We start from the raw sequence: 24,967 nt of genomic DNA on the forward strand, positions 1-24,967 counted from the left end.
CTCAGCGCGCTCGGGCGTACGGGCTCAGAAGGCGAAGGACTCGTGGTGGATCCGCCCCGCCCGCACCCCGGCCGCCCGCAGCCCGCGCACGGCCTCCGCGGTGACGGCCTCGGGCCCGCACAGGTACACCTCGTGCTCGGCCAGCCCGGGCACCAGCCGGGCGAGCGCCGTACCGAGGTCGCCGACCTGTTCCCGCGAGCCGAGCAGCTCGTGCACCACCGCGCCGCGTCGGCGGGCGACGTCGGCCAGCTCGGCCCGGAACAGGACGTCCTCGGCGCGCCGGGCCCGCTGCACCAGGGTGAGGTCGCCCGGCAGGGTCTCGAACAGCGCCCGCAGCGGGGTGATCCCGACGCCGACCCCGAGCAGCAGCACCTTGCGCTGCCGCTGCTGCCGTCCGGTGAAGGCCCCGTACGGGCCCTCGGCCCGTACCTTGGTGCCCGGCCGCAGCCGGGCGACGGCCGCGCTGTGCCCGCCGAGGTCCTTGACGGTGAACCGGAGGAAGTCGGGGCGGGCCGGTGCGGACAGCGAGTACGGGTTGGCGGCCCAGCGCAGTCCGGGGGCCTGGAACTGGAGGCGGAAGAACTGGCCGGGTTCGGCGCGGAGTTCGTCCAGCCGCCGGCCGGACAGGAACAGCGACACCACGCCGGGGCCCTCCGGGCGCACCTCGGCCACCTTCAGCCCGTGCCGCCGGTCGAGCAGCCAGGGCCACAGCAGCCGGTACCAGCCGAGCAGCGCCGCCGTCCCGAAGTAGAGCGCGTACCAGGCGGCCCGGCCGGGGCCGCCGCCGAGGTCGGCGCCGGTGGTCAGCTGGTGGGCGAAGGCGAGCGCGACCGCGAGGTAGGTGGCCAGGTGGAGGTAGTACCAGGTCTCGTAGGAGAGCCGGCGGCGGGCCGCCCGGGCGGAGACCGCTCCGGTGCCGAGCATCAGCAGGGTGCCCGCGGTGGCCTTGAGCATGTCGGGGTAGTGGAAGACGATCTCGACGCCCTCGCCGACCGGCCCGCGCCCGTCGGTGAGCGCGTAGCCCCAGATGACGGTCAGCACGTGCACGGTGACCAGGCCGACCAGCCAGCGGCCGCCGTAGGCGTGCCACCGGGCCAGCCGGTCGGCGCCGACCCCGCGCTCCACCGGCGGCAGCCGGGCCATCAGCAGGAGCAGCACCGGCGCGGCGTACCCGGCGAGCAGCCCGGCGATCCGCCCGGCGCCGGTCAGCCAGCCGGCCGCGCCGACCACCGCGGCGGTGTTCACCCACCACAGCCCGAGCACGCCGAGCGCGCCGGCGGCGATCAGGCCGAGCGCGGCGCCCGGCGGCAGCGCGAGCGGCGGGCGGGCCACGGCCCGGTGACGCGGGCCGGCGGGCGCCTGCCGGGACTTCGGTACGGTGGCAGTGCTCATCGCGGATCCTCCTTGACTCCCGGCGGTGGCACGGCCCCGCCGGGATGGTCCACGATGTCAGCGCAAGCTCTGAGTCACCTCTGAGGAAGCTCGGCCCGGCACCCGTCAGGACCATAATCGTCGCAGTTCAGCAGCTATGTTCTGGTGTACGAACCAGTCCCGGTGATCTCACGGGTTTCTCATCGCGGCGGGCCACAATGAACGCCGTCCACCGCCGAGCCGAAGGAGCACCATGGACGACAGCGCCGACCACCGGGAGGACCGCCCGGGCGGGCGCGCGGAGGACCGCCCGGACGACCGTCCGGACTGGCGCGTCCTGGTCGTCGACGACGAGCCGGACCTGGTGGAGGTGGTCTGCGGCGCCGTCCGCTACGAGGGCTGGCAGGCGCGCGGCGTCACCACCGGCCTGGAGGCCGTCCGGGAGGCGGAGCGGTGGCGGCCGCACGCGGTGGTGCTCGACATGATGCTGCCCGACCTCGACGGCCTGGAGGTGCTGCGCCGGCTGCACGCCGGGCAGCCCGAGGTGCGGGTGCTGTTCCTCACCGCCCGGGACGCCGTCGAGGAGCGGATCGCGGGCATCGCGGCGGGTGGCGACGACTACGTGACCAAGCCGTTCAGCCTGGCCGAGGTGGTGGTCCGGCTGCGCGGGCTGCTGCGCCGGGCCGCCCCGACGGAGGGGCCGCGCCGTCCGCCCGCGCACGCCCTGGTGCTCGGCGACCTCGTCCTGGACGACCGGGCCCGCGAGGTGACCCGCGACGGCGAGACCATCGAGCTCAGCCCGACCGAGTACGCGCTGCTCGCCCACCTGATGCGCCACCCCCGGCAGGTGCTCAGCAAGGCGCAGATCCTGGACGCGGTCTGGTCGTACGACTTCGGCGGGCAGGCGCACATCGTCGAGCTGTACATCAGCTACCTGCGCAAGAAGCTGGACGCCGGCCGCAGCCCGATGATCCACACCGTGCGCGGCGCGGGCTACCTGATCAAGGCCGCGCCGTGAGCCGCGCTGTGCGTCGCGCGGCGACCCGAGCCGCCACGGCCCTGCGCCGGCTGCTGCCCCGCACCCTGCGCGCCCGGCTGATCGCGGGCCTGCTGGTGCTGCTGGTGGTCACCTGCGCGGCCGTCGGCTTCGCCACCGCCGCCGCGCTGCGCCACTTCCTGGTGGACCGGCTCGACCAGCAGCTCGCCGAGGCCGGCGGCCGCTACGCCGCCAGCCTGGAGCACACCGGCGCCGGTGCCGGCCCGGACACCCGGGCCCAGACCCCCGGCACCCTGGGCGTGCGGCTGCTCGGCGGCAAGGTCACCGCCGCCGGGGTGGTGGACGGGGACGCCGACGACGTCGACAACCCCGACGACGCGGACGACCGGGTCACCTTCACGCCCGACGAGCAGCGCCGACTGGCCGCCCTGCCGGCCGGCGGCCCGGCCCGCACCCTGGACCTCGGCGGCACCCTGGGCCACTACCGGGTCCGGGCGGTGGCCGGGCGGGACGGCGACGTGCTGGTCAGCGGGCTGCCGCTGCGCCCGGCCGAGGACACCGTGGAGCGCCTGGAGACCCTCGAACTGACCGTCTTCGCGATCGCCGTCACCGCGGCCGGCGCCGCCGGGGCGGTCTGGGTCGGCTGGTCGCTGCGCCCGCTGCGCCGGGTGGTGGGGATGGCCGAGCGGGTGAGCGCGCTGCCGCTGGCCAGCGGCGAGGTGCTGCTGGCCGAGCGGGTGCCGGACGACGATCCGCGCACCGAGGTCGGCCGGGTCGGCGCGGCGCTCAACCGGATGCTGGGCCACGTCGGCGACGCGCTGGCCCGCCGGCACGCGGTGGAGGAGCGGCTGCGCGCCTTCGCCGCCGACGCCAGCCACGAGCTGCGCACCCCGGTGGCGGCCGTCCGCGGCCACGCCGAGCTGGCGCTGCGGCACCCCGGGGAGGTGCCCGGCGAGGTGCGGCACTCGCTGGAGCGGATCGACGCCGAGGCGCTGCGGATGGGCGCGATCGTCGAGGACCTGCTGCTGCTCGCCCGGCTGGACGCGGGCCGTCCGCTGGCCGAGGACGAGGTGGACCTCACCCGGATCGCGCTCAACGCGGTGGCCGACGCCCGGGCGGCCGGCCCCGACCACCGCTGGCGCCTGGTGCTGCCGGAGGAGCCGGTGCTGGTGCGCGGGGACGAGCACCGGCTGAGCCAGGTGGCGGCCAATCTGCTGGCCAACGCCCGCACCCACACCCCGGCCGGTACTGCGGTCGAGCTGGGTCTCGAACTCGTCGGCGACCAGGTGGAGTTGAGTGTCATCGACGACGGCCCGGGGATCCCGCCGGAGCTGCTGGGGCGGGTCTTCGAGCGCTTCGTCCGGGGCGACCGCGCCCGCTCCCGGGCCACCGGCTCGACCGGGCTGGGCCTGTCCATCGTCCGGGCCGTGGTCCAGGCGCACGGCGGTACGGTCGAGGCGGTCAGTCGGCCCGGCCGGACGGCCTTCACGGTGCGGCTGCCGGCGGTGTGACCGGGGCCGCGGTGACCGGGGTCGCGGCGCCCGGGGTCGCGCCCGGACCGGTGGCCGTACGGAAGCGCTGCCGGTAGTCCGTCGGCGTGGTGTCCAGCCGGCGGCGGAAGGCCCGTACCAGGGTGTCCGTGGTGCCGAACCCGCAGGCGGTGGCGATGCGTTCGAGCGTGTCGTCGCCCGACTCCAGCCGGTGGCGGGCGAGTTCGACCCGCGCCGACTCGATGTAGGCGCTCGGGGTGGTGTCCAGTTCGGTCTTGAAGATCCGGACCAACTGCCGTTCGCTGAGGTGCGCGTGGGCGGCGAGTGCGGGCACGGTGAGCCGTCCGGAGAGGTTGCGCAGGATGTGGTGGCGCAGCTCCTCGATCCGCCGGGTGGTGGAGACCGGCTCCAGCGGGACGCTGAACTGGCTCTGGCCGCTGGGGCGTTTGAGGTACATCACCAGCTGCCGGGCGACCCGCAGGGCGAGTTCCTCGCCGAAGTCCTCGGCGACCAGGGCGAGCGAGAGGTCCAGGCAGGCGCTGATGCCGGCGCCCGTCCACACCTCGCCCGCGCGGATGAAGATCGGGTCGGCGTCGACCTCGATCCCCGGGTACTCGGCGGCCAGCTGGCCCGCCGTCGACCAGTGGGTGGTGGCCCGCTTGCCCTCCAGCAGCCCGGCCGCCGCCAGCAGGTGGGCGCCGACGCAGACCGAGGCGACCCGGCGCGAGCGGGCGGCCAGCGTGCGGACGTGCTCGACCACGGCCGGGTCGGTGAGCGCCCGGACCCTGCGGGCCTCGTCGACCTCCACGGCCCCGGGCACCAGCAGGGTGTCGATGCCGCCCGCGGCGGCGGCCTGGTCGAAGGTGAGGTCGGGCAGGATCCGCACCCCGGCGGCGGTGGTGACCGGCCCGGTGGTCTCGGCGGCCAGCACCACCCGGTAGCCGGCGGCCTCCTCGCTCTCCCGCCGGACCAGCGAGAACACCTCCGGCGGCCCGGTGACGTCCAGCAGGTCGACGCCCTCGAACAGGATGATGACGATCAGCCGTTGCGGGCTCTCCACGGGCTCCCCCTCTGTGCCGGGCCTGCTCTGTGCCGGGTGTTCGCAGCGCCGGGCGTTCTCTGTGCCGGGCGTTCGCTGTGCCGATCCCCGATGTCGGAATCTGCATGTTAGACGGCATTGCCGCCATGGCGGACCGGCCCGTAGCGTTCCAGAGGCAGGCCGCACCACGCGTGACCTGCCAGAACACTCCTCGAATCCTCGAACCCGGACACCCCCGGAACGACGAAGGCGGCACAGCCATGCCCAGCACCACCCTGCGCACCCTCGACGGCCTCGACGACAAGCCCGCCCCGCTCGCCGCGGCCACCCTGGTCCTGATCGACTACCAGAACACCTACACCCGCGGCGTGATGGAGCTGACCGGCTGGCGCGAGGCCCTGGACGCGGCCGCCGACCTGCTCGCCCGGGCCCGGGCGGCCGGTACCACCGTCATCCACGTGATCAACGACGGCGGCGAGGGCACCCCGTACGACATCCGCGCCGAGATCGGACAGATCCACCCGCGCGTGGCCCCGGTCGAGGGCGAGCGGGTGGTGGTCAAGCAGGTCCCGGACGCCTTCGTCGGCACCGAGCTGGGCGAACTGCTGGACGCGGCCGGTCACCAGGAGGTGGTGATCGCCGGGTTCATGACCCACCTGTGCGTCGCCTTCACCACCGCCGGAGCCTTCCTGCGCGGCAACCGCCCCACGGTCGTCGCGGAGGCCTGCGCCACCCGCCCGCTGGGCTCCGGCACCGCGGAGCTCACCGCCGAGCAGATCCACCGGGGCGCGCTCGCCACCATCGGGGACCTCTACGGGGTCGTCGTGGAGTCCGCGGCCGAGCTGGGCTGACGGCCTGCCACCATCCGCCACCGTCAGGCCCCGGGCCCGCTTCCCGGCGAGGGTGCCCCGGTCCGTCACCCGGGGCACCCGGCCGGCCCCACCGAGCCTGCCCGGGCCGCGGGCGCGGGGCAATGGATTCGGTTCTCGCCGAAGGGTGTTGCGGTCCGGCCGCCGGCGGGGTGACGATCCTGTCCGTGCTGCGAATCTTCTTCGGTACGGACGACCTCGAACGCACCCGGGTGGCCGAGCGCCCGGACATGTCGATGGAACTGTCCCTCAGCGTGCACGCCCTGATCAGCGGCCGGTGCGACCCGCGCTTCCAGGCTTGGCGCAACCGCCTGCGGGCCTCCTGGAACCCGCGCACCTCGCTGCTCTTCGACCTCTACACCTCCACGGCGATCCCCGAGTTCCTCACCGTCCGCCGCGACCCCGGCGCGACCGAGAGCGCCACCGCGGAGGCACCCGAGGAGCCGCTCCGCGGCCACCTGCGATCGGTGGGCGGGGAGCGGCAGTTGAGCGCCTTCGCACGCGGCGTGGCGGCGGGCGACCGGCGGGCCAGGAGGCTGCTCGGCAACGTCACCGCCGACTACCAGACCCGCGCGATCGACCCCTACCGGCGGCAGATCGAGACCATCGTCACCACCGAGCACGGCCGGCGCCGCCGGACCACCGGGCCGGACGAGGTGCTCGGCTCGCTGCACCCGGCACTGTCCTGGCGCCGCCCGGTGCTCAGCTTCCCGCTGGTCGGCGGCTGCCGGCACGACCTACGGCTGGACGGCCGCGGACTCCTGCTCCAGCCCTGCGTGTTCGGCCCCCGCCGGCCGGTCATCGCCCGCTTCGAGGACCCGCGGCAGCAGCCCGTCCTCCTCTACCCGGCGAGGATCGGCGGCCCCTTGCGGCCCGAGCCCGAACCCACCCCCAGCCGCACCCTCACCGCGCTGCTCGGCCAGACCCGCGCCGCCGCCCTGGAGGCCATCGCCACCCACGGCCCGTGCTCCACCAAGGACCTGGCCGCCCACCTCGGCATCTCCACCGCCTCCGCCAGCGAACACGCCACCGTCCTCGCCGACTCCGGCCTCACCACCAAGGACCGCACCGGCCGCACCGTCACCCACCGCCCCACCCCCCTCGGCCACGCCCTTCTCACCGGCCACCTCCCCACCCCGGCCCCCGACCCCGACCAGCACCGCACGTAGCACCGCGCGGCCGTCCCTGGGGCGGGCTCAGGCGCGGGCGGGGCCGGTGCGGGGTTGGTGGGGGAGGGGGAGGGTGAGGGCTTCGGGGGAGGTGGGTGGGAGGGCGAGGGCGGAGGCGGTCTCGGCGGGGAGGGGGTGGAGGCCGAGGAGGGCGGTGGTGAGGCGGGTGGTGGCGCGGTGCCAGTCCGGGATGCGCTGGAGCATGGCGTGGCCGCTGCCGGTGACGGTGTAGCCGCAGACCCGGGCGCCGGCGGCGCGGCTGCGGGCGGCGAAGGCGCGGGTGTCGGCGGGCAGGGTGACGGTGTCGCGGTCGCCGTGCAGGAGCAGGACGTCGCGGCCGGCGAGGTGGTCGCAGGGGTCCTCGGCGGGGCACCAGGGGGCGAGGGCGACCAGGCCGGTGACGGCGGGGTGGCCGGCGGCGCGGAGGGCGGCGCGGCCGCCCATGGAGTGGCCGACCAGGACGGTCGGCACCGGGCCGAGCGTCCCGGTGAGTTCGTCGAGGGCGGCGAGCGCGTCCCGGGCCGCGTCGGCGCGGGCGCCGTTCCAGCCGCGGTGGCGGTAGCGGACGGTGCCGATGGCGATCGCCTCGGCCGCGGTCTCCCTGCTGAGCGCGCGGAGGAAGCCGTGCATGCGCAGCAGCGGGAGGTTGAGGCGCCGGGGGCGGGCGAGGTTGTGCTCCTCGCCGCCGTGGAGGACGAGGACGGCGGCCCGGGGAGCGGCGGGCCGCACCCGCCACCGCAGCGCCCGGTGCGCGGCCGTGTCCGTGCTGTCCCCGATCACCTGCGCACCGTCCGGCTCCGTCACCGCGACCCCTCACCTCTCGGTCTGGACCGCCACTGTACGCGTGCGGAGGGCGGGGGTGTTCACCCGACGGAACCATCCCGGACAGCCGGGCGCGCGCGGGTCGGGCGGGGTGCTGCTATCCACGAAGGGTGGGGGTCGCCTGCGCCGCTCGTGGCGCCGTGTCACCGAGTGGAGGACTTCGTGGCTCAGCAGCTCGCACTCTCCGTCGACTTCGGGTCGGGTTTCACCCAGGCCTGGGGCAAGATCGCCAAGGTCATCCCGCAGTTCATCGCCTTCCTGGTGATCCTGGCCATCGGCTGGATCGTCGCCAAGGCGATCGCCCGCGTCCTGGACCGCGTGCTTCGCCGGGTCGGCTCGGAGAAGGTCGCCGAGCGGGCCGGGATGGCCCGCTACCTGAGCGGCTCGAAGTACGACATGACCGGAATCATCTGCAAGATCGTCTACTACGCGATCCTGCTGATGGCGCTGCAGCTGGCGTTCGGCGTCTTCGGCCCGAACCCGATCAGCGTGATGATCCACAGCATCGTCGCCTGGCTGCCCCGGGGCATCGTCGCGGTGGCGATCGTGGTGGTGGCGATGGCCATCGCCAACGGGGTGCGCGACATCGTCGGCAACGCGCTCTCCGGCGCCTCGTACGGCCGTACCGTCTCCACCGTGGCCTGGGCGTTCATCGTGGCGCTGGGGGTGATCGCGGCGCTCGGCCAGGCCGGGATCGCGACCGCGATCACCGGCCCGGTGCTGATCGCCGCGCTGGCCACCGTCACCGGTGTGCTGGTGGTCGGCGTCGGCGGCGGCCTGATCATGCCGATGCGCCAGCGCTGGGAGCGGTGGCTGGACAACGCCGAGCAGGAGACCGCGCGGCTGCGCGGCACCGCGTACCAGGCGGGCCGTTCGGACGCGCTGGCCAACCAGCCGGTCCGGCCGACCACCCAGGCCGGTGGCCCGGGCAACCCGCCGGGGATCGAGGGCGACCAGCCGCGGTAGGGCTGTTACGGCTGCTCAGGCCTCCAGCAGGCCCTGGTCGCGCACCAGCCAGCAGATCGCGGTCAGCCGGGTGACGGCGTAGTCGTAGCCCACCGGCTCGCGCCAGCCGATCTCGGTGAGCGCGTCGAGGAAGCCCAGCGCGTAGTCCGAGAGTTCCTCACGGTCCAGGGGCCGGGGCGCCAGCTCCGGCCCCTGGGCGTACAGCAGCTCGCGCAGCATCGCCGCGTGCTGGTCGACGGCGGCGACGAAGCCGGGCTCGAAGGCGAACTCGGCCAGCCGGGGCGTGAAGGCGGCCACGATGCCGGGCAGCGGGCAGCCGGCCGGTTCGTCGGGGGAGCGCCGGAAGGACTCGTCGGGGGTCGCGAACATCCGTCCACGGTAGGCGAGCCGCCGAGGGGGCGAGCCGGGCCGTGACGGTTCCGTGCTGAGACCTTGGCCACCTTCGGGACTTTCCGTGGCATGGCCGGTTCCGTGCGTTCCCGAACCGGCGGTCCGTACCAGAATGGCCCGCATGGATCTCCGCATCTTCACCGAGCCCCAGCAGGGCGCGAGCTACGACACCCTCCTCACGGTCGCCCGCACCGCCGAGCAGCTCGGTGCCTTCAGCGCCTTCTTCCGTTCCGACCACTACCTGAAGATGGGCGACGTCGACGGCCTGCCCGGCCCCACTGACGCCTGGATCACCCTGGCCGGCCTCGCCCGCGACACCAGCACCATCCGCCTCGGCACCCTGATGACGGCCGGCACCTTCCGGCTGCCGGGCGTCACCGCGATCCAGGTCGCCCAGGTCGACGCGATGAGCGGCGGCCGGGTCGAGTTCGGCCTCGGCGCCGGCTGGTACGAGGCCGAGCACACCGCGTACGGCATCCCGTTCCCGAAGGAGAAGTTCGGGCGGCTGGAGGAGCAGCTGGAGATCATCACCGGCCTGTGGCGGACCAAGCTCGGCGACACCTTCGACTTCGCCGGCGAGTACTACACCCTCACCGACTCGCCCGCGCTGCCCAAGCCCGTCCAGGAGCGGATCCCGGTGCTGGTCGGCGGCACCGGGCCGAAGCGCACCCCGGCGCTGGCGGCCCGCTTCGCCGACGAGTTCAACCTGCCGTTCGCCTCCGTGGAGGACACCGCGGCCCAGTTCGGCCGGGTCCGGGCCGCGGTCGAGCAGGCCGGCCGCTCGGCCGACGAGCTGGTGTACTCCAACGCCCTGGTGCTGTGCGTCGGCCGGGACGACGCCGAGGTGGCCCGCCGGGCCGCCGCGATCGGCCGGGAGGTGGCCGAGCTGAAGGAGAACGGCCTGGCCGGCACTCCGGACGAGGTGGTGGAGAAGCTCGGCCGGTACGCGGCGGTCGGCAGCGAGCGGGTCTACCTCCAGGTGCTCGACCTGGCCGACCTCGACCACCTGGAGCTGGTCGCCGCCCGGGTCGCCCCGCAGCTGGGCTGAGGGAACTCCGACAGCGGCCCTCCACACCCGCCCTGACCACGTCTCTTTACTCGTTTTTGGGAATCCGCCATGCTACGGGGAGGGAACGGCGGCGGGAGCGGCGGGCGGAGGGCCGGTGACGGGGACACGAATACCGCGGGCGGCGGCACCACCGGTGCCGCCGCCTCGCGCTGCGGAGAGCCGCCGCGCCGGGGGCCGTCCGGTCGGGGGCCGTCCCGCCAGGGTGGTCCGTACCGGCGTGCACGAGCTGCGCGGCCCCGGCCCGGCCGCCCTGCACTACCCCGCCGGTGACCTGCTGGTGGTCACCGGACTGCCCGGCAGCGGCAAGAGCACCCTGATGCGCCGCTGCGTCCGGGCCTCGCTGGTCGACTCCCAGCTGGTCCGCGAGGAGTACGCGGCCCGGCTGCCCGGCCGCCTCCCGTACGCGCTGTACCGGCCGCTCGCCCGGCTCGCCCACTACCGGCGGCTGCGCCGGGCGGTGCTGGACGGCGGCCCGCTGGCGGTGCACGACTGCGGCACGCTGCCCTTCGTCCGGAGCTGGCTGGTCCGGGCCGCCGCCCGGCAGGGGCGCCGGGTGCACCTGCTGCTGCTGGACGCGGACCCGGCCGAGGCCCGGGCCGGGCAGCGGCGGCGCGGGCGGCGGGTCTCGCGCTACGCCTTCGCCCGGCACCGGGGCGCGGCGGCCAGGCTGCGCGGACTGCTGCTGGGGGCGGGGCGGCCGCCGGCGGGCTGTGCGTCGGCAGTGGTACTCGACCGGGGCGCCGCGCGCGCCCTGCGGGAGATCGACTTCCCGGCGTCGTAGTCTCGGCGGGTCCGCGCCGGGCGCCGGTCGCCGGTGGGCGGGCCCGGGGCGCGGTCGCCTCCCCGTCAACTCCCCCGTCAGGAGCGCTGATGCGCCGTACTGTCCGGGTGCGCTCGCGTGCCCCCCGCCTGTTCCCCTGCGCCGCCGTGCTGATCGCGGCGGCCGGTCTGAGCCAAGTCGCGGCCCCGGCCCCGCACCGCGCGGTGGCGGCCGTCTGCGACGGCACCGCCGACGCGGACGCCGCCGCCCGCAAGCCGGCCGGCAGCCGGGCGGGCCGGGACCCGAACGCCGTGAGTGCCGGCGAGGCCCGGGCGATGCAGGCGGACCTGGACCACCGGCTCGCCGAGCTCGGCCCGGCGCACGTCCAGCTGGCCGCCGCCCCGACCACCGTCCCGGTGTACGTCCACGTGATCCACTCCGGGGACGCCGGCCGGCTGGACGCGAGCGTCGTCGCCGCCCAGATCGACCACCTCAACGCCACCTACGGCGGCCAGGGCGACGGCAACACCCCCACCCGGTTCCACTTCGAGTCGGCCGGCACCGACTGGACCGACAACGCTGCCTGGTACACCGGCATGACGCCCGGCTCCGGCGCCGAGCGGGCGATGAAGAGCGCCCTGCGCAAGGGCGACCAGGGCGCCCTCAACCTCTACACCGCCCACCTCGGGCAGTCCCTGCTCGGCTGGTCGACCTTCCCCAACGCCTACCGCTCCAACCCGACCGACGACGGCGTGGTGGTCCTGGACGACTCGCTGCCCGGCGGCCCCGCCACCCACTACAACGAGGGCAACACCGCCACCCACGAGACCGGTCACTGGCTGGGCCTCTTCCACACCTTCCAGGGCGGCTGCCTGACCCCGGGCGACTACGTGGACGACACCCCGCCCGAGCGCAGCGCCGCCTACGGCTGCCCGGAGGGCCGGCACAGCTGCCCCGGCGGCACCCTCGACCCGATCCACAACTTCATGGACTACAGCTACGACTCCTGCATGACCCAGTTCACCCCGGGGCAGGCCCAGCGGATGTCCAACTCATGGGCGGCCTACCGCAGTTGAGGTGAGCGAGGCGACTCGCCCGAGAACGGCGCCGGGGCCCGTCCCGGCACCACCCGGCAGCTCTCCAGGTCGGAGGGCCATCCGCTGCCGACTCGGACCAGGCGGGGCGCGGGTCCGCGGAATCCACGAGAAACGCCGTGGTGCCGCCGCGCGGAGGCGGAGCGAATTTGACGAACGATCACGCCACGCGTGACCGTTGCGACAACCCGTTCACCACACCGCGGAATGCAGGGGTGCCAGATGCACGAGCTGATCCTCCGTCGCGCATCGGAGCATCCGGACAGGACCGCCTTCGCCGACGCCCGCGGCGCGCTGAGCTACGGCGACCTCGCCCGCCACACGGCCCTGGTGGCCGGCAATCTCCGGGTCGAGCGCGGCAGCCGGGTGGCGCTGTACCTGGCCGGCGGGGTGCCCGCGATCGCCGCGACCCTCGGCGTCGAACGCGCCGCCGCGGTCGGCGTTCCGCTCGACCCGCGGATCGGCGACGACGACCTCCGGTTCCGGCTGGCTGACAGCGGCGCCGACCTGGTGATCACCGACCGCGCCCACCTGGCCCGGGCCCGACGGATGTCCGGTGTCCGGGTGGTGACGGTGGACGACCTGCTCGCCCCCACCCGTACGCCGGCCCGGGACGACCTCGAACCGGACGCGCCCGCGTGGCTGCACTACACCTCGGGGACCAGCGGGGACCCGAAGGGCGTGCTGTCGACGCAGGCGGCCTGGCTCCGGTCGGCCGACCACGCCTACCGGGGACTGCTGGGCATGTCCGCCGAGGACCACCTGCTCTGGCCGCTGCCGCTGTTCCACGCCTTCGGGCACTCGATGTGCGTGGTGGGCGTGCTGGCCCTGGGCGCGAGCGCCCACGTGATGGACCGCTTCACGCCGGAGGCGGCGGCCGAGCTCCTCCGCCGGACGCCGTTCACGGCACTGGGCGGCGTACCGACGGTCTTCACCCAGCTCCTGGAAGTCGGGGCCCCGCTGCCGCCCCGCTGCCTGTCGGCCGGCGCTCCGCTGCCGGAGGAGTTGCGGGACCGCTTCCGCCGGGCGTCCGGCCACGAGCTGCACGACGGCTACGGCAGCACGGAGGCCTCCGGGAAGGTCGCCGTCGACGGCGTCGTGCTGCCCGGGATCGAGACCCGGTTCGTCGACGGCGAGATCCAGCTGCGGATGCCCGGCGCCGTCGGCTGGCAGGCCACCGGGGACCTCGGCCGGGAGGAGAACGGCCGGCTGGTGGTCACCGGGCGGGCGAGCGAGATCATCATCCGGGGAGGGGAGAACATCCACCCCGCCGAGCTCGAGCAGGTGCTGGCCCGCTGCCCGGACGTCCGGGACGCGGCCGTGGCGGGGGAGCCCGACGCGGTGCTCGGCGAGGTGCCGGTCGGCTACGTCGTCGGCGACGCCGATCCGGCGGCGGTCCTGGCCTTCTGCCGTCGGCAGCTGCCACCGCACCGGGTACCGGAGGTGATCCGCCCGGTCAGCCGGATCCCGCAGACGTCCTCGGGCAAGCCGGCCCGGCGACGGCTGCGGTTCCAGTACGTGCTGGACCTGGTCCGCCGGGAGACCGAGGCGATCACCGGTCGGGCACCGGAGCCGGACCAGCCGTTCGCCGAGGCCGGTCTGGACTCGCTGGGCACCGTACGGCTGCGCGACCGGCTGGGCACCGGACTCGGGGTCGCGCTGCGCCCGTCCCTGGTGTTCGACCACCCCACGCCCCGCGCGATGGCGGACCACCTGACCGGCGGGACGGACGGCGGGCCGCCGCCCGCCCGCCGTGCCACCGAGCCGGTCGCGATCGTCGGCATGGCCTGCCGCTACCCCGGCGGGATCGCCGGCCCCGAGGACCTGTGGCGGGTGGTCGCCGCCGGCCAGGACACCATCACGGACTTCCCCACGGACCGGGGCTGGCCCCTCGACGAGCTGTTCCACCCCGACCCCGACCACGTCGGCACCAGCTACGTGACGCGCGGCGGCTTCCTCGCCGACGCGGCCGACTTCGACGCGGCGTTCTTCCGGATGTCACCGCGGGAGGCGCTGACCACCGACCCCCAGCACCGGCTGCTGCTGGAGACGGCCTGGGAGGCGGTCGAACGGGCGGGCATCGCCCCCGAGTCGCTGCGCGGCAGCAACACCGGTGTCTTCGTGGGCCTGATGTACAACGACTACGCCGGCCGGTTCCGGGGCGCCGACCACGAGCTCCTGCCCCAGCTCGCCCTGGGTTCGGCGGGCAGCGTGGCGTCCGGGCGGATCGCCTACGGACTGGGCCTGCACGGGCCGGCCCTCACCCTGGACACCGCCTGTTCCTCCTCCCTGGTCACCATGCACCTCGCGGCGGACGCGCTGCGCAGCGGGCAGTGCGACCTGGCCCTGGCCGGGGGCGCCACGGTCATGGCGAGCCCGGACAGCTTCGTCGCCTTCAGCCGACAGCGCGGCCTCGCCCCCGACGGACGGGTGAAGCCGTTCTCCGCGGCCGCCGACGGCACCGTCTGGTCGGAAGGGGTGGGACTGCTGCTCATGGAGCGGGTCGAGGACGCGGTGCGCAACGGCCACCCGATCCTGGCCCTGCTGCGCGGCTCGGCGGTCAACCAGGACGGCGCCTCCAACGGCCTCACGGCGCCCAGCGGCCCCGCCCAGGCCGCGGTGATCCAGCAGGCGCTGGCCGACGCCGGGCTGACCGGCGCCGACGTGGACGTGATCGAGGCCCACGGCACCGGCACCGCCCTGGGCGACCCGGTCGAGGCGGCCGCGCTGCTCGCCACCTACGGCCAGGACCGGCCGGCCCCCGTCCTGGTCGGCACCGTCAAGTCCAACCTCGGGCACACCCAGGCGGCCGCCGGGGTCGCCGGGGTGATCAAGACCGTGATGGCGATGCGACACCGCACGGTGCCCGCCACCCTGCACATCGACGAGCCCTCCCGCGAGGTCGACTGGACGGCCGGCCGGGTCAGCCTGGTCACCGAGCCGACGCCCTGGCCGGCGCGGGACCGTCCGCGCCGTGGCGCGGTGTCGGCGTTCGGGATCTCCGGGACCAACGCACACGTGATCGTCGAGGAGTACGAGCAGCTGCGGACGGCGTACCTCTTCCCGGGGCAGGGAGCGCAACGGCCCGGGATGGGGCGGGAGTTGGCCGCCCGGCACCCGGTGTTCGGCGCGGCCTTCGAGGAGGCCTGGGCCCACCTGGACCCGGCGGTACGGGAGGCGGTCGACACCGAGCTGGTGCACCGCACCGACATCGCCCAGGCGGCCCTGTTCGCCTACGAGGTCGCCATGTTCCGCCTGTTGGAGTCCTGGGGGTACCGCCCGGACGCGCTGATCGGGCACTCCGTCGGGCAGATCGCGGCCGCCCACGTCGCGGGCGTCCTGTCGCTGCCCGACGCCGCGCGGCTCGTCACCGCCCGCGGACGGCTCATGCGGCGGCTGCCGCCGGGCGGGGCCATGGTCGCCCTCCGGGCCGCCGAGAGCGAGGTCCGGCTCACCCCCCGCACCGCGATCGCGGCCGTCAACGGCCCGGACTCGGTCGTCGTGTCCGGGCCGGAGGAGGAAGTCCTCGCCATCGCCGCCGGGTTCGAGCACGCCACCCGGCTCACCGTCGGCCACGCCTTCCACTCGCCGCTGATGGACCCCGTGCTGGCGGAGTTCGCCCGGGTGGCGGAGGGCCTGACGTACCGTCCGCCGACGATCCCGGTCATCGGCGCCCGCCCGGACGATCCGGGCCACTGGGTGCGACACCTGCGCGAGACGGTCCGCTTCGCCGACCACGTGGCCGCGGTCGAGGGTGCCACCCTGGTCGAACTCGGCCCGGGCAACACCCTGGGCGCCCTCGTCGAAGGGGTCGTCCCCACCACCGACCCCGAGCGGGCGGCGGCCCGGCTGCGCGGCACCCGCGGCTTCCGACGCCGGCGCTACTGGCTCGACCGGGGCGCCGAGCATCCGCTGATCGAGTCGACCGTCGTGGTGCCCGGTTCGGGCGAGGTGGTGTGCGTCGCCGACCTCAGCCCCGCCTGGCTGCTCGACCACGTCGTCGACGGGACCGCGCTGGTGCCCGCCACGGCGATCCTGGAACTGGTGCTGTACGCCGGGGAGCGGGCCGGGTGCGGCAGCGTCGGGGAACTGGTCCTGCACACCGCGATGCCGCTGCCCCGGACCCGGCGGGCCGAGGTCGTCGTCCGGCCCGGGGAACCCGACGGCGCACGGCCGTTCGAGGTCTACGCGAACGGGGTCCGCTGCGCGAGCGGCCGACTGGACTCCGGGCCGCCCCCGCAGGTGGAGACCGGCGAGTGGCCCCCGCCGGGCGCCGAGGAGCTCGACGTCGAGCACGCCGACTACGGTCCGGCGTTCCGCGGGCTGAGCCGGATGTGGCGCCGCGGCGACGAACTCTTCGGCGAGGTGCGCGGGGAGTTCCCCGACGCCGGACGGTTCGCCCTGCACCCCGCCCTGTTCGACGCGGCCCTGCACCCGGCCCGGCTGCTCACCGGCGGGGTGCCGTACGTCCTGCGCGGTGTGCACCTGCTGGCCCGGGGCGCCACGGCCCTGCGCGTGCGCATCCGCGCGGGGCGGATCGACGTGACCGACCGGACGGGCCGACCGGTGGCGTACGTCGAGTCGCTCACCGCGCGGACGACCGGAACCGGCCGGGGCTCCCTGTACCGCCCGCAGTGGCAGCGAGTGTCGGAACCCCCACGGGGCAAGCTGCTGGAGGTACCGGCCGGGGACGCGCCCGCCGCCCTGGCACTCGTCCTGCGGGAGTTGCAGGCCGATCACGAGCACCTGACCGTCCTGGTGCGGCCGGACGACCTCGCCGGAGCGGCGGTGGCCGGCCTGGTCCGGGTCGCGCAGCGGGAACACCCCGGCAGGTTCACCCTGGCCGAACTCGGCGACGGGGGGCCGGAAACCGTCGCCGAGCACGCGGAGCTGGTCCCCGTGGCCGGCGGCGGCGCCTTCGCCTGGCGCGGGACCGTCCTGGTCACCGGCGGCGGCGCGCTGGGCCGGGCGGTCGCCGACCACCTGCGGGACAAGGGCGTGCGCGTCGTCGTCGCCAGCCGCAGCGGCGAGACCCGGCTGGACGTCACCGACCGGGTGGCGCTGGCCGCACTGGTCGACTCGATCGAGGACCTGCGGGCCGTCGTGCACACCGCCGGGGTCCTCGACGACGGGATCCTGGCCTCGATGACTCCGGAACGCCTGGCGACCGTGTGGCACCCCAAGGCCGAAGCCGCCTGGCACCTCCACGAGCTGACCGCGCACCGGGACCTCGACGCCTTCGTGCTGTTCTCCTCGGCGGCCGGCGTGCTCGGCCACGCCGGGCAGGCCAACTACGCGGCGGCCAACAGCTACCTGGACGAACTCGCCCGCCACCGGCGGCGGGCGGGGCTCCCCGCGCTCTCCCTGGCCTGGGGCCCGTGGACGGTCGGGATGATGGCCGACCGGACCGCCGGTCCCGGCCCGGTGCCGCTCACCCCGGCGGAGGGCGTGGCGCTCCTGGAGTCGGCGCTGGGCAGCGACGAGCCGGTCCTGGTGCCGATCGCCTACGACCGGACTCCCCGGCCGGAACCGCGGCGCGCACCGGAACCGGCCCGGCCGACGAACCTGCTGGAACTGGTGTGCGCCGAGATCGCCGCCGTACTGAGCTACCCGGAGGTGGATCCGGACACCCCGGTCCCCGACCTCGGCTTCGACTCGCTGACCTCGATCGAGCTGCGCAACAGGCTGGAGGAGCGGACCGGCCTGCGCCTGCCCGCCACCGTGGTGTTCGACTCCCCCACGCCGAGGGCGATCGCCGAGCAGCTGCGCCCGCCGCCGGCCCCGGGAACGCTCGCCTTCCTGTACCACAGGCTCTGCGGGCTGGGCCGCCACCAGGAGGCCATGCACCTGCTCGTCTCGGCCTCGTGGGCGCTGCCGTCGGCGGCGACGCTCCCGTCGGTGGCCCCGACGCGACTCAGCGGCGGCGCCGGCGGGGGCGAGGGCGACGGAGACGGCGAGGGCGACGGCGAGGGCCCGGCGATCGTCTGCTTCCCCGCCTTCACCTCGCCTCCCGGGGAGTACCGCCTGCTGGCCCGGCACCTCCCGGGCCTGTGGCTGCTCCCGCACCCGGGGTACGAGGGCGGCGAGGTGCCGGAGGACGTGGAAGCGCTCGTCCGGACGCACGCCGCCTCGATCAGGCGGCTCGGCCGACCGGTGGTGCTGCTGGGCCGCTCCACCGGCGGCCTGGTCGCCCAGGCCGTCGCGGAGCGGGTCGGCGCCGAGGCCGTGGTGCTGCTGGACACCCACCCCGTCAGGGACGAGGAACGGCTCACCGGGCTGGCGGCCCGTACCGCGGTCAGGCTGGACGAGCCCGCGCTCGCGGCGATGGGCGCGTACGTGCGCATCTTCCTGGGTCGACCGGAGGAGACGGTCGAGCCCACCCTGCACCTGCGCCCCGGCGACGTCCCCGGAGACCACCACTCGATGCTCGACGAGCACGTGGCGACGACGGCGGAAGCGATCCGGACGTGGCTCGCCCGGACGGTGAACTGACCCCGGCTCCGGACCCCGGCCCCGCAGACCCCGGTCACGGTGGGGCCGGACCAGGCTGCGCTGGAGCGGGTGCGCCGAGCGGGCGGGGGGCTCGAACGGGTGGTTGACTCGACCTGGTCTGCGATCGGCCCTGCCGGCCCTGACGGCGTTCCACCCCACGGTTTCACCCAGGCCGGTCGGGCTCAGCAGTGACACCTGTCGCCTCCCGGCACACGGCACAGCCGGAACCCGGCACGGGCAACCCGGACCAAGCGAAGGAGCACCCACATGAGTGGCAAACCCCGGATCGTCGTCGGCGTGGACGGCTCGCCCGCCTCCGAGCAGGCCCTGCGCTGGGCCGTCGACTACGCCGAGGCCGTCGGCGGCACCGTCAACGCCGTCGCCGCCTGGGAGTACCCCGCCTTCTACGGCTGGGGCGGGACCGCCGCCCCTACCGACGTGTCCTTCAACCCGGAGGAACTGGCCGGCCAGACGCTCGCCGGGAGCGTCGCCAAGGTGGTCGGCGCGGACCCGCCCGTAGCGGTCACCGAGAACGTGCTGCCCGGCAACGCGGCGGGCGCCCTGCTGCAGGCCGCCAAGGGCGCCGCGCTGCTGGTCGTCGGCAGCCGCGGCCTCGGCGGCTTCTCCGGCGTGCTGCTCGGCTCGGTCAGCCGCCACGTCACCGAGCACGCGCCCTGCCCGGTGGTCGTGGTGCGCGAGGGCCGGACGGCGGACGGTGCGGCCGAGGACTAAGCCCTGTCCGGCCGGACCTGGTGCCGGCCGAGGGGCCGTGCCGCGCCGGGCCGCCATGCGGATCAGAATGGACTCATGCCAGAAGGTGACTCCATCTACCGCGTGGCGGCCCGGCTGCACGGGGCCCTCGCCGGACAGCTGCTGACCAGCGCCGAGCTGCGGGTGCCCGCCCACGCCACCGCCGCCCTCGCCGGGCGCCGGGTGCTGGAGGTCCGCCCGCGCGGCAAGCACCTGCTCACCCGCCTCGACGGCGGCCTCACCCTGCACACCCACCTGCGGATGGACGGCCACTGGGAGGTCTACCGCCCCGGCGAGCTCTGGACCGGCGGCCCCGCCCACCAGATCCGCGCCGTCCTCGGCACCGAGCAGGGCACGGCCGTCGGCTACCGGCTGCCCGTCGTCGAGCTGCTGCGCACCACCGACGAACACCGGGCCGTCGGCCACCTCGGCCCGGACCTGCTCGGCCCCGACTGGGACCCGGTCGAGGCCGTCCACCGGCTCACCGCCCGACCCACCCGGCCGCTCGTCGAGGCCCTGCTCGACCAGCGCAACCTGGCCGGGATCGGCAACGTCTACGCCAACGAGCTGTGCTTCGTGGCCGGGGTGACCCCGTGGACCGAGGTCGGTGAAGTCCCGCACCCCGACCGGCTGGTGGAACGCGCCCGGCAGATGCTCGACGCCAACAAGCTGCGCCCCGGCCACGTCACCACCGGTGACACCCGGCCCGGCTACCGGCACTGGGTCTACGGCCGCGCCGGGCGGCCCTGCCCGCGCTGCGTCACACCCGTGCTGGCCGGCCGCCAGGGCGAGGCCCCCCGGGACCGGGCGGTGTTCTGGTGCCCCTACTGCCAGCGCGGGCCGGCCCCGGCGGTTTCCGCGGTCACGGCCGCTCGACCAGGGCGGGGTGCCGCGGGTCGTCCACCCGGACGGTGAGGTCGGCGGCCTCGGCCGGCCCGGTCTCCGCCTCGTAGCGGGCGAAGGCGGGCAACGTCCACTGCCGGTCGGCCGGGGTGCGGCGGGCCAGCGCGGCCGGGGTGAGCGCCAGGTGGACGGTCAGGTCGAGCGGCAGCCAGCGGCCGAGCAGCAGCGCGCCGTCCAGCAACAGCACGCCGCCGGGCGGCAGTCGGACGTACGGTGCGCGGGTCGAGCGGTCGGTGGCCGGATCGCGCAGCGAGGGCAGCACCCGGCCGGTGCCGCCCGGCTCCAGCGGGTCCAGGACCTCGCGCAGCAGGGCGCCGTCGTCCAGCCAGAGGTCGTGGAAGGCGTCCGCGTCGTGGTGGCCGTACTCCAGCCGGATCGAGGCCGGGCGCAGGAAGTCCGCCGCCGACACCCGCAGCGTGGGCCGGCCGCGCAGCCGCAGCGGCTCCACCAGGGCGTCGGCGAGCAGCTCGGGCCGGGCGGGCCCGGCGCCGTCCACGGCGATCCGCAGCCACCGCTCGCCGGCGCCGGGCAGTTCGGTGATCCGGTCGGCGAGCAGCTCGGCCAGCTTGTCGGGGGAGATCGGGCGTACCTTCACCAGGCCATCCTGCCGGTTCGGCCGTTCCCGGCCCAGCAGTTTCAGGTCAGCGGAGTCACGCCAGCGGGAGCGCGTGCAGGACGTCGTCGTGGCCCGCGTAGAGGTGACGGTCGTCGACGGCGACCGCCCAGACGTCCCGGCCGGGGCCGGAGTCGCGGAAGGTCCAGAGCAGTCGGCCGGACCGGGTGTCGATCGCGCACACCCCGCCCGCCGCGGGCCCCGGGACGAACAGCGTGCCGACGGCGACCACCGGACGGCTGCGGCGGTCCAGCAGGAACGGCACCCGGCAGGTCCAGCGCACCGCGCCGGTCTCCGCGTCGTGCGCGGTGACCACGCCGTTGTCGCGCGGGACGTACACCTGGGGGCCGTCCGGCAGCGGCGGCAGCGCCCGCCAGGACTCGCCGCGGGCGGGGGAGGCCGTCCAGTCCGGCTCGCCGGAGACCCGCAGGGTGCGGACGCCGCCGGTGCCGTCCGGGAGGTAGAGGCGCCCGGCGTCGGCGGCGCACCAGCGCAGGTCCTCCTGGCCGGGGGCGGTCCACAGCTCCTGGCCGTCGGCGGCGCGCCGGACCACCAGCAGCGAGTGGTCGCCGAGGGAACGGGCGCAGGCGAGGTACTTCCCGTCCGCGGCGAGCGGGGTGACCGGCAGCTCCTGCTGGACGGCGGGCAGCGACCAGAGCAGCGAGCGGTCGGCGGGCCGCAGGGCGAACACCCGGTTCTCCGCCGAGGCCTGCTCCGGGCGGCCGCGGCCCCAGGAGAAACCGAAGAGGACACCGCCGTCCATGCCGGTGAGCTTGCACTGGCCCTGCAGCTCCTCCGGCAGCGGCAGGCTCCAGTCGCCGGCCGGATCGCTCAAGTGGTGCGCGTCCAGGTGGCCCTTCGACTCGGTGCTGAACAGGTGCTCCGGCCCGATCGCGACCTTCCCGCCGGGCAGTTCGAGGTCGCTCGGCCAGTCCGTGGGCCGCGGCGGGTCGAACACCAGCAGCCGCCGGGGATCACCGCCCGCCGGGTCGAGGACCTGCAACCCGGCCTTGGACAGGAACACCGGGCGCTGCGGCGGGGCGAGCAGCCGCTCGGGGGTCATCGCCTGTGCGCCCCGGTACGTCCACAGCGGCGTCGGCCCGGACACCCCGGTCGGCTGCGGCCTGCTCGGGCCCGGAGTCGGCGCCCCACCCGCACGGCTCAGCGCCCACGCCGCCCCGCCGACCGCCAGCCCCCCGGCCCCGGCCAGCAGCCCGCGCCGGCTCAGCCGCGGCCCGCCCCCGTCCGGACCCTGGCCGATCACGTCCCCGGACACCCCGTCGGCCCCGTCCACCGGCCCGTCCCACTGCCACGCCGCCTCCCGCGCGGGCCCCTCGGACGACTTCATACGGCCCTCGCCTCCACCCCCGGCGGCCACCGCGCCACCACCCGCCGCGAGGATATCGAACAGTCCCCGAACCATCCCAGGCCATCGCCGTGGGGCGGCCGCCCCGGCGTCGCGGGCCCGGCGACGATCCACGGGACATCACCCGCTCGGGGGAGCGGGGCGTGGGTGGCCGAACCGGTGCCGGAGGGGGCGGAGGTGGACCGGAGGCGGTGGGGGTTCGCCTTGACACGGTTCCGGGGCGGACGTAGCAAGGGAGCATGCGCCATCCGCAGCTGACCGGTGGGGCCGGCGAGCCGGTCGGGGGGACGGGCCCGGAGGCGGAGCACCGGCGGGACGAGCTGTTGGCGGAGGCCGTCCGGGGGGTGCTGGGGTCGACCGGGGCGTACGCGGCGATGGTGTACCTGCGGTCGCGGGACGGGCGGTCGCTGGTGCTGCGCACCCTGGCCGGGCTGCCGTTGTCGATCATGAGCCCGTTCCGGCGGATCGCGGCGGCCGGGCCGCTTCCGGTGGCGGTCTGCTTCCGGAGCGGCCGGAGCATCGCGCTGTCCGACTCCGAGGACACCATGCGGCGCTTCCCCCAGCTCGCGGTCGGCCTGCCGTACGAGTTCGTCTCGGTCTGCGTGCCGGTGGGGCACGGCGGGGAGCGGTTCGGGGTGCTCAGCGCGCTGTGGCCGGCCGCGGACGAGGGCGGGCCGGCCCGGGAAGGCCCGCAGCTGACCGCCATCACCTCCCGACTGGGCGCCGGGCTGGCCGAGTCGGTGGCCTCCGGGCAGCCGGTGGAGCCGGCCGGGGACGCCGCCGTGGTGGAGCTGCCGTCGGCGTCCGCGCCGAGCACCAGGGTCGGGCTGTTCGACTGGGACGTGGCCACCGGCGCGCTCGCCGCGGACGTCGGGTTCCGGGAGATCTTCGGCTTCGCGCCCGGCGAGTTCGACGGCACGGTGGGCTGCCTGACCGGCCGGATCGCCCCCGGGGACGTGCCCGGGTTCCGGGCCGCGGCCCGGACCGCCCTGGAGCGCGGCGAGGTGCTGGCCGCCCGGGTGCGGGTGCTCGGACCGGCGGGCCGCCCGCACCCGGTGGAGCTGTGGGCCCGGGTGCCCGGCGCGATCTCCGACGGCCGGACCCACCTGGTCGGCGCCGTCCTGGACGTCCGCACCCTGACCGCCGCCGCGGCCGCCGTCGAGCGGCTGCACGAGGGCGTCCTCGCGCTCGACCCGGACGGCCTGATCAGCTACGCCAACCGGGCAGCCGAGCCACTGCTGCGGGCGAGCGCGGCGGACCTCGTCGGCCACCACCCCTGGGAGGTGCTGCCCTGGCTCGCCGACCCCTTCTACGAGAACCGCTACCGCGCCGCCCTGCTCTCCCAGCAGCCCACCGCCTTCCTGGCCGCCCGCCCGCCGGACGGCTGGCTGGCCTTCTCGCTCTTCCCCGACGCGCACGGCGTCACCGCCCGGGTGGTCGCCGCCGAGGCCCCGCCGGGCACGGCCGAGCCGCCGGCCGCCCTGCTCTCCCCGGCCACCGCCGGCGCCGGCACGGGCGGGGTCGGGGGCGTCGGCGGCACCCACCACCTGCTCCAGCTGGCCAGTGCGCTCACCGAGGCCGCCACCGTGCGCGACGTGTGCCGGGCGGTGGCCGAGGAGATCCTCCCGGCCTTCGGCGGCCAGGAGCTGGCCATCTACGGGGTGCGCGAGCAGCGGCTGCACCTGGTCTCGCAGAGCGGCTACCCCGACGGCTTCCTGGACGGCTTCGAGGGCACCCCGCTCGACGCCCGGGTGCCCGGCGCCGAGGCGCTCAGCACCGGCACCCCGATCTTCTTCGAGTCGGTGCGCGAACTCGCCGCCGCCTACCCGGGCCTCGCCCTGGACGAGATGGGCGCCTGGGCCTTCCTGCCGCTGATCGCCTCCGGCCGGCCGGTCGGCAGCTGCATCCTCGGCTTCGACCGGGCGCACCCCTTCACCCTCGAGGAGCGCGGCCTGCTCACCGGCCTCGGCGGCTTCATCGCCCAGGCGCTGGAGCGCGCCCGGCTCTACGACGCCGAGTTCGCCCTGGCCCGCGGTCTGCAGCAGGCCCTGCTGCCGCACCGGCTGCCGCAGGTGCCCGGCATCCGGACCGCCGCCCGCTACCTGCCCGGCACCCAGGGCATGGAGATCGGCGGCGACTGGTACGACGCGATCATCACCGGCGCCGACCTCACCCTGGTGATCGGCGACGTCGAGGGCCACAGCGTCGGCGCCGCCGCCGCGATGGGTCAGCTGCGCAGCGCCGTCCGGGCCTTCGCCAGCGGCGGCGAACCGCCCGACCAGGTGCTCGCCCGGACCAACCGGCTGCTGCTCGACCTCGACCCCGGGCTGCTCGCCAGCTGCTGCCTGGTCCGGCTCACCCCCGCCGACGGCACCGTGCGGATCGGCCGGGCCGGGCACCTGCCGCCCGTGCTGCGCCACCCGGACGGGCGGGCCGAGGCGCTGTACGTCCCGGGCGGGCCGCTGCTCGGCGTGGACGACGGCGCCGCGTACCCGGTCAGCGAGCTGCGGTTGCGGCCCGGCTCGCTGCTCGCCCTGTACACCGACGGGCTGGTGGAGGACCCGGCGCTGGCGATCGACCAGGGGGTGGACCGGCTGCGGGCGGCGCTGGCGCACGGGCGGCCCGGGGAGGAGCTGGAGGAGCTGGCCGAGCGGCTGATCCGGGAGGTCGGCTCGACGGGGCGGGTGGACGACGTGGCGCTGCTGCTCACGGTCTTCGGGGAGGCCGGCGGCTCGGGCAGCGGCCCCGGAGAGGCGACTTTCGTCGGCCCCGCCGGCGACGAAGGGTGACCGCGGCCCGGACGGCCG

General features: G+C 75.9%; 18 protein-coding genes. 12 read left to right on the plus strand and 6 right to left on the minus strand.

Annotation, left to right across the window (positions count from 1 at the left end; genetic code table 11):
• Positions 1-24: 24 nt before the first annotated feature.
• On the minus strand, positions 25-1,392 hold the full coding sequence (locus ACZ47G_RS25840; RefSeq protein WP_465746454.1) for a ferredoxin reductase family protein: 1,368 nt from the start codon (positions 1,390-1,392) through the stop codon (positions 25-27).
• Positions 1,393-1,624: 232 nt separating this feature from the next.
• Here ACZ47G_RS25840 and ACZ47G_RS25845 point away from each other — a divergent pair, with 232 nt between their 5' ends.
• Complete coding sequence (locus ACZ47G_RS25845; protein WP_465746456.1) at positions 1,625-2,389, plus strand: response regulator transcription factor; 765 nt, start codon at positions 1,625-1,627, stop codon at positions 2,387-2,389.
• A complete protein-coding gene (locus ACZ47G_RS25850; protein ID WP_465746458.1) occupies positions 2,386-3,879 on the plus strand; it encodes a sensor histidine kinase in 1,494 nt (497 codons plus the stop codon). The genes ACZ47G_RS25845 and ACZ47G_RS25850 overlap by 4 nt, the downstream gene beginning before the upstream one ends.
• Here ACZ47G_RS25850 and ACZ47G_RS25855 read toward each other — a convergent pair.
• Positions 3,854-4,918 carry a GlxA family transcriptional regulator gene (locus ACZ47G_RS25855; protein WP_465746460.1) on the minus strand — a complete coding sequence of 355 codons (1,065 nt, stop codon included), beginning with the start codon at positions 4,916-4,918 and terminating at the stop codon, positions 3,854-3,856. The two genes, ACZ47G_RS25850 and ACZ47G_RS25855, sit on opposite strands and share 26 nt — an antisense overlap.
• Before the next feature lie 239 nt (positions 4,919-5,157).
• On the opposite strand from ACZ47G_RS25855, the gene ACZ47G_RS25860 reads away from it, so the two are divergent.
• Positions 5,158-5,748 (plus strand): isochorismatase family protein, encoded by a 591-nt coding sequence (locus tag ACZ47G_RS25860; protein ID WP_465746462.1) that lies wholly within the window; start codon positions 5,158-5,160, stop codon positions 5,746-5,748.
• Between the two features lie 185 nt (positions 5,749-5,933).
• The gene (locus tag ACZ47G_RS25865) at positions 5,934-6,935 is read left to right on the plus strand and encodes an ArsR/SmtB family transcription factor (RefSeq protein WP_465746464.1); all 1,002 of its coding nucleotides are present in this window, start codon (positions 5,934-5,936) and stop codon (positions 6,933-6,935) included.
• Between the two features lie 27 nt (positions 6,936-6,962).
• Here the strand turns inward: ACZ47G_RS25865 and ACZ47G_RS25870 are convergent, their stop codons facing one another.
• Positions 6,963-7,676, minus strand: coding sequence for an alpha/beta fold hydrolase (locus tag ACZ47G_RS25870; RefSeq protein ID WP_465746656.1), 714 nt, complete (start codon positions 7,674-7,676; stop codon positions 6,963-6,965).
• Between the two features lie 243 nt (positions 7,677-7,919).
• Here ACZ47G_RS25870 and ACZ47G_RS25875 point away from each other — a divergent pair, with 243 nt between their 5' ends.
• Positions 7,920-8,723, plus strand: coding sequence for a membrane protein (locus ACZ47G_RS25875; RefSeq protein WP_465746466.1), 804 nt, complete (start codon positions 7,920-7,922; stop codon positions 8,721-8,723).
• Between the two features lie 15 nt (positions 8,724-8,738).
• Here the strand turns inward: ACZ47G_RS25875 and ACZ47G_RS25880 are convergent, their stop codons facing one another.
• Positions 8,739-9,092: a DUF6401 family natural product biosynthesis protein gene (locus ACZ47G_RS25880; protein ID WP_380453055.1), complete on the minus strand. Its 354-nt coding sequence runs from the start codon at positions 9,090-9,092 to the stop codon at positions 8,739-8,741.
• Positions 9,093-9,234: 142 nt separating this feature from the next.
• Here ACZ47G_RS25880 and ACZ47G_RS25885 point away from each other — a divergent pair, with 142 nt between their 5' ends.
• The 6 genes from ACZ47G_RS25885 to ACZ47G_RS25910 all read left to right on the plus strand — a co-directional run bounded on the left by ACZ47G_RS25885 (position 9,235) and on the right by ACZ47G_RS25910 (position 20,193).
• Complete coding sequence (locus ACZ47G_RS25885) at positions 9,235-10,161, plus strand: LLM class F420-dependent oxidoreductase (RefSeq protein ID WP_465746469.1); 927 nt, start codon at positions 9,235-9,237, stop codon at positions 10,159-10,161.
• Positions 10,162-10,276: 115 nt separating this feature from the next.
• On the plus strand, positions 10,277-10,963 hold the full coding sequence (locus ACZ47G_RS25890; protein ID WP_465746471.1) for an AAA family ATPase: 687 nt from the start codon (positions 10,277-10,279) through the stop codon (positions 10,961-10,963).
• A gap of 89 nt (positions 10,964-11,052) precedes the next feature.
• Positions 11,053-12,018 carry a zinc metalloprotease gene (locus tag ACZ47G_RS25895; RefSeq protein ID WP_465746473.1) on the plus strand — a complete coding sequence of 322 codons (966 nt, stop codon included), beginning with the start codon at positions 11,053-11,055 and terminating at the stop codon, positions 12,016-12,018.
• A 240-nt stretch (positions 12,019-12,258) separates the two neighbouring features.
• A complete protein-coding gene (locus ACZ47G_RS25900) occupies positions 12,259-18,528 on the plus strand; it encodes a beta-ketoacyl synthase N-terminal-like domain-containing protein (RefSeq protein WP_465746475.1) in 6,270 nt (2,089 codons plus the stop codon).
• A 267-nt stretch (positions 18,529-18,795) separates the two neighbouring features.
• Positions 18,796-19,260, plus strand: a complete 465-nt coding sequence (locus ACZ47G_RS25905) for a universal stress protein (RefSeq protein ID WP_465746477.1) — start codon at positions 18,796-18,798, stop codon at positions 19,258-19,260.
• 75 nt (positions 19,261-19,335) lie between these two features.
• Positions 19,336-20,193 carry a DNA-formamidopyrimidine glycosylase family protein gene (locus tag ACZ47G_RS25910; protein WP_465746479.1) on the plus strand — a complete coding sequence of 286 codons (858 nt, stop codon included), beginning with the start codon at positions 19,336-19,338 and terminating at the stop codon, positions 20,191-20,193.
• Here ACZ47G_RS25910 and ACZ47G_RS25915 read toward each other — a convergent pair.
• On the minus strand, positions 20,141-20,776 hold the full coding sequence (locus ACZ47G_RS25915) for a nucleoside/nucleotide kinase family protein (protein WP_465746481.1): 636 nt from the start codon (positions 20,774-20,776) through the stop codon (positions 20,141-20,143). The two genes, ACZ47G_RS25910 and ACZ47G_RS25915, sit on opposite strands and share 53 nt — an antisense overlap.
• A 55-nt stretch (positions 20,777-20,831) precedes the next feature.
• Positions 20,832-22,142 (minus strand): outer membrane protein assembly factor BamB family protein, encoded by a 1,311-nt coding sequence (locus ACZ47G_RS25920; RefSeq protein WP_465746482.1) that lies wholly within the window; start codon positions 22,140-22,142, stop codon positions 20,832-20,834.
• A gap of 257 nt (positions 22,143-22,399) precedes the next feature.
• Between ACZ47G_RS25920 and ACZ47G_RS25925 the strand changes: the two genes are divergently transcribed.
• On the plus strand, positions 22,400-24,949 hold the full coding sequence (locus tag ACZ47G_RS25925) for a SpoIIE family protein phosphatase (protein WP_465746484.1): 2,550 nt from the start codon (positions 22,400-22,402) through the stop codon (positions 24,947-24,949).
• Positions 24,950-24,967 lie beyond the last annotated feature (18 nt).

Source organism: Kitasatospora sp. NPDC030952, from assembly GCF_055571335.1.

Bases quoted from the DNA above. Each gene is read 5' to 3' on its own strand.
- ACZ47G_RS25840 (WP_465746454.1), bottom strand. From the start codon at position 1,392: ATGAGCACTGCCACCGTACCGAAGTCCCGGCAGGCGCCCGCCGGCCCG.
- ACZ47G_RS25845 (WP_465746456.1), top strand. From the start codon at position 1,625: ATGGACGACAGCGCCGACCACCGGGAGGACCGCCCGGGCGGGCGCGCG.
- ACZ47G_RS25860 (WP_465746462.1), top strand. From the start codon at position 5,158: ATGCCCAGCACCACCCTGCGCACCCTCGACGGCCTCGACGACAAGCCC.
- ACZ47G_RS25880 (WP_380453055.1), bottom strand. From the start codon at position 9,092: ATGTTCGCGACCCCCGACGAGTCCTTCCGGCGCTCCCCCGACGAACCG.
- ACZ47G_RS25885 (WP_465746469.1), top strand. From the start codon at position 9,235: ATGGATCTCCGCATCTTCACCGAGCCCCAGCAGGGCGCGAGCTACGAC.
- ACZ47G_RS25895 (WP_465746473.1), top strand. From the start codon at position 11,053: ATGCGCCGTACTGTCCGGGTGCGCTCGCGTGCCCCCCGCCTGTTCCCC.
- ACZ47G_RS25900 (WP_465746475.1), top strand. From the start codon at position 12,259: ATGCACGAGCTGATCCTCCGTCGCGCATCGGAGCATCCGGACAGGACC.
- ACZ47G_RS25905 (WP_465746477.1), top strand. From the start codon at position 18,796: ATGAGTGGCAAACCCCGGATCGTCGTCGGCGTGGACGGCTCGCCCGCC.
- ACZ47G_RS25910 (WP_465746479.1), top strand. From the start codon at position 19,336: ATGCCAGAAGGTGACTCCATCTACCGCGTGGCGGCCCGGCTGCACGGG.
- ACZ47G_RS25920 (WP_465746482.1), bottom strand. From the start codon at position 22,142: ATGAAGTCGTCCGAGGGGCCCGCGCGGGAGGCGGCGTGGCAGTGGGAC.
- ACZ47G_RS25925 (WP_465746484.1), top strand. From the start codon at position 22,400: ATGCGCCATCCGCAGCTGACCGGTGGGGCCGGCGAGCCGGTCGGGGGG.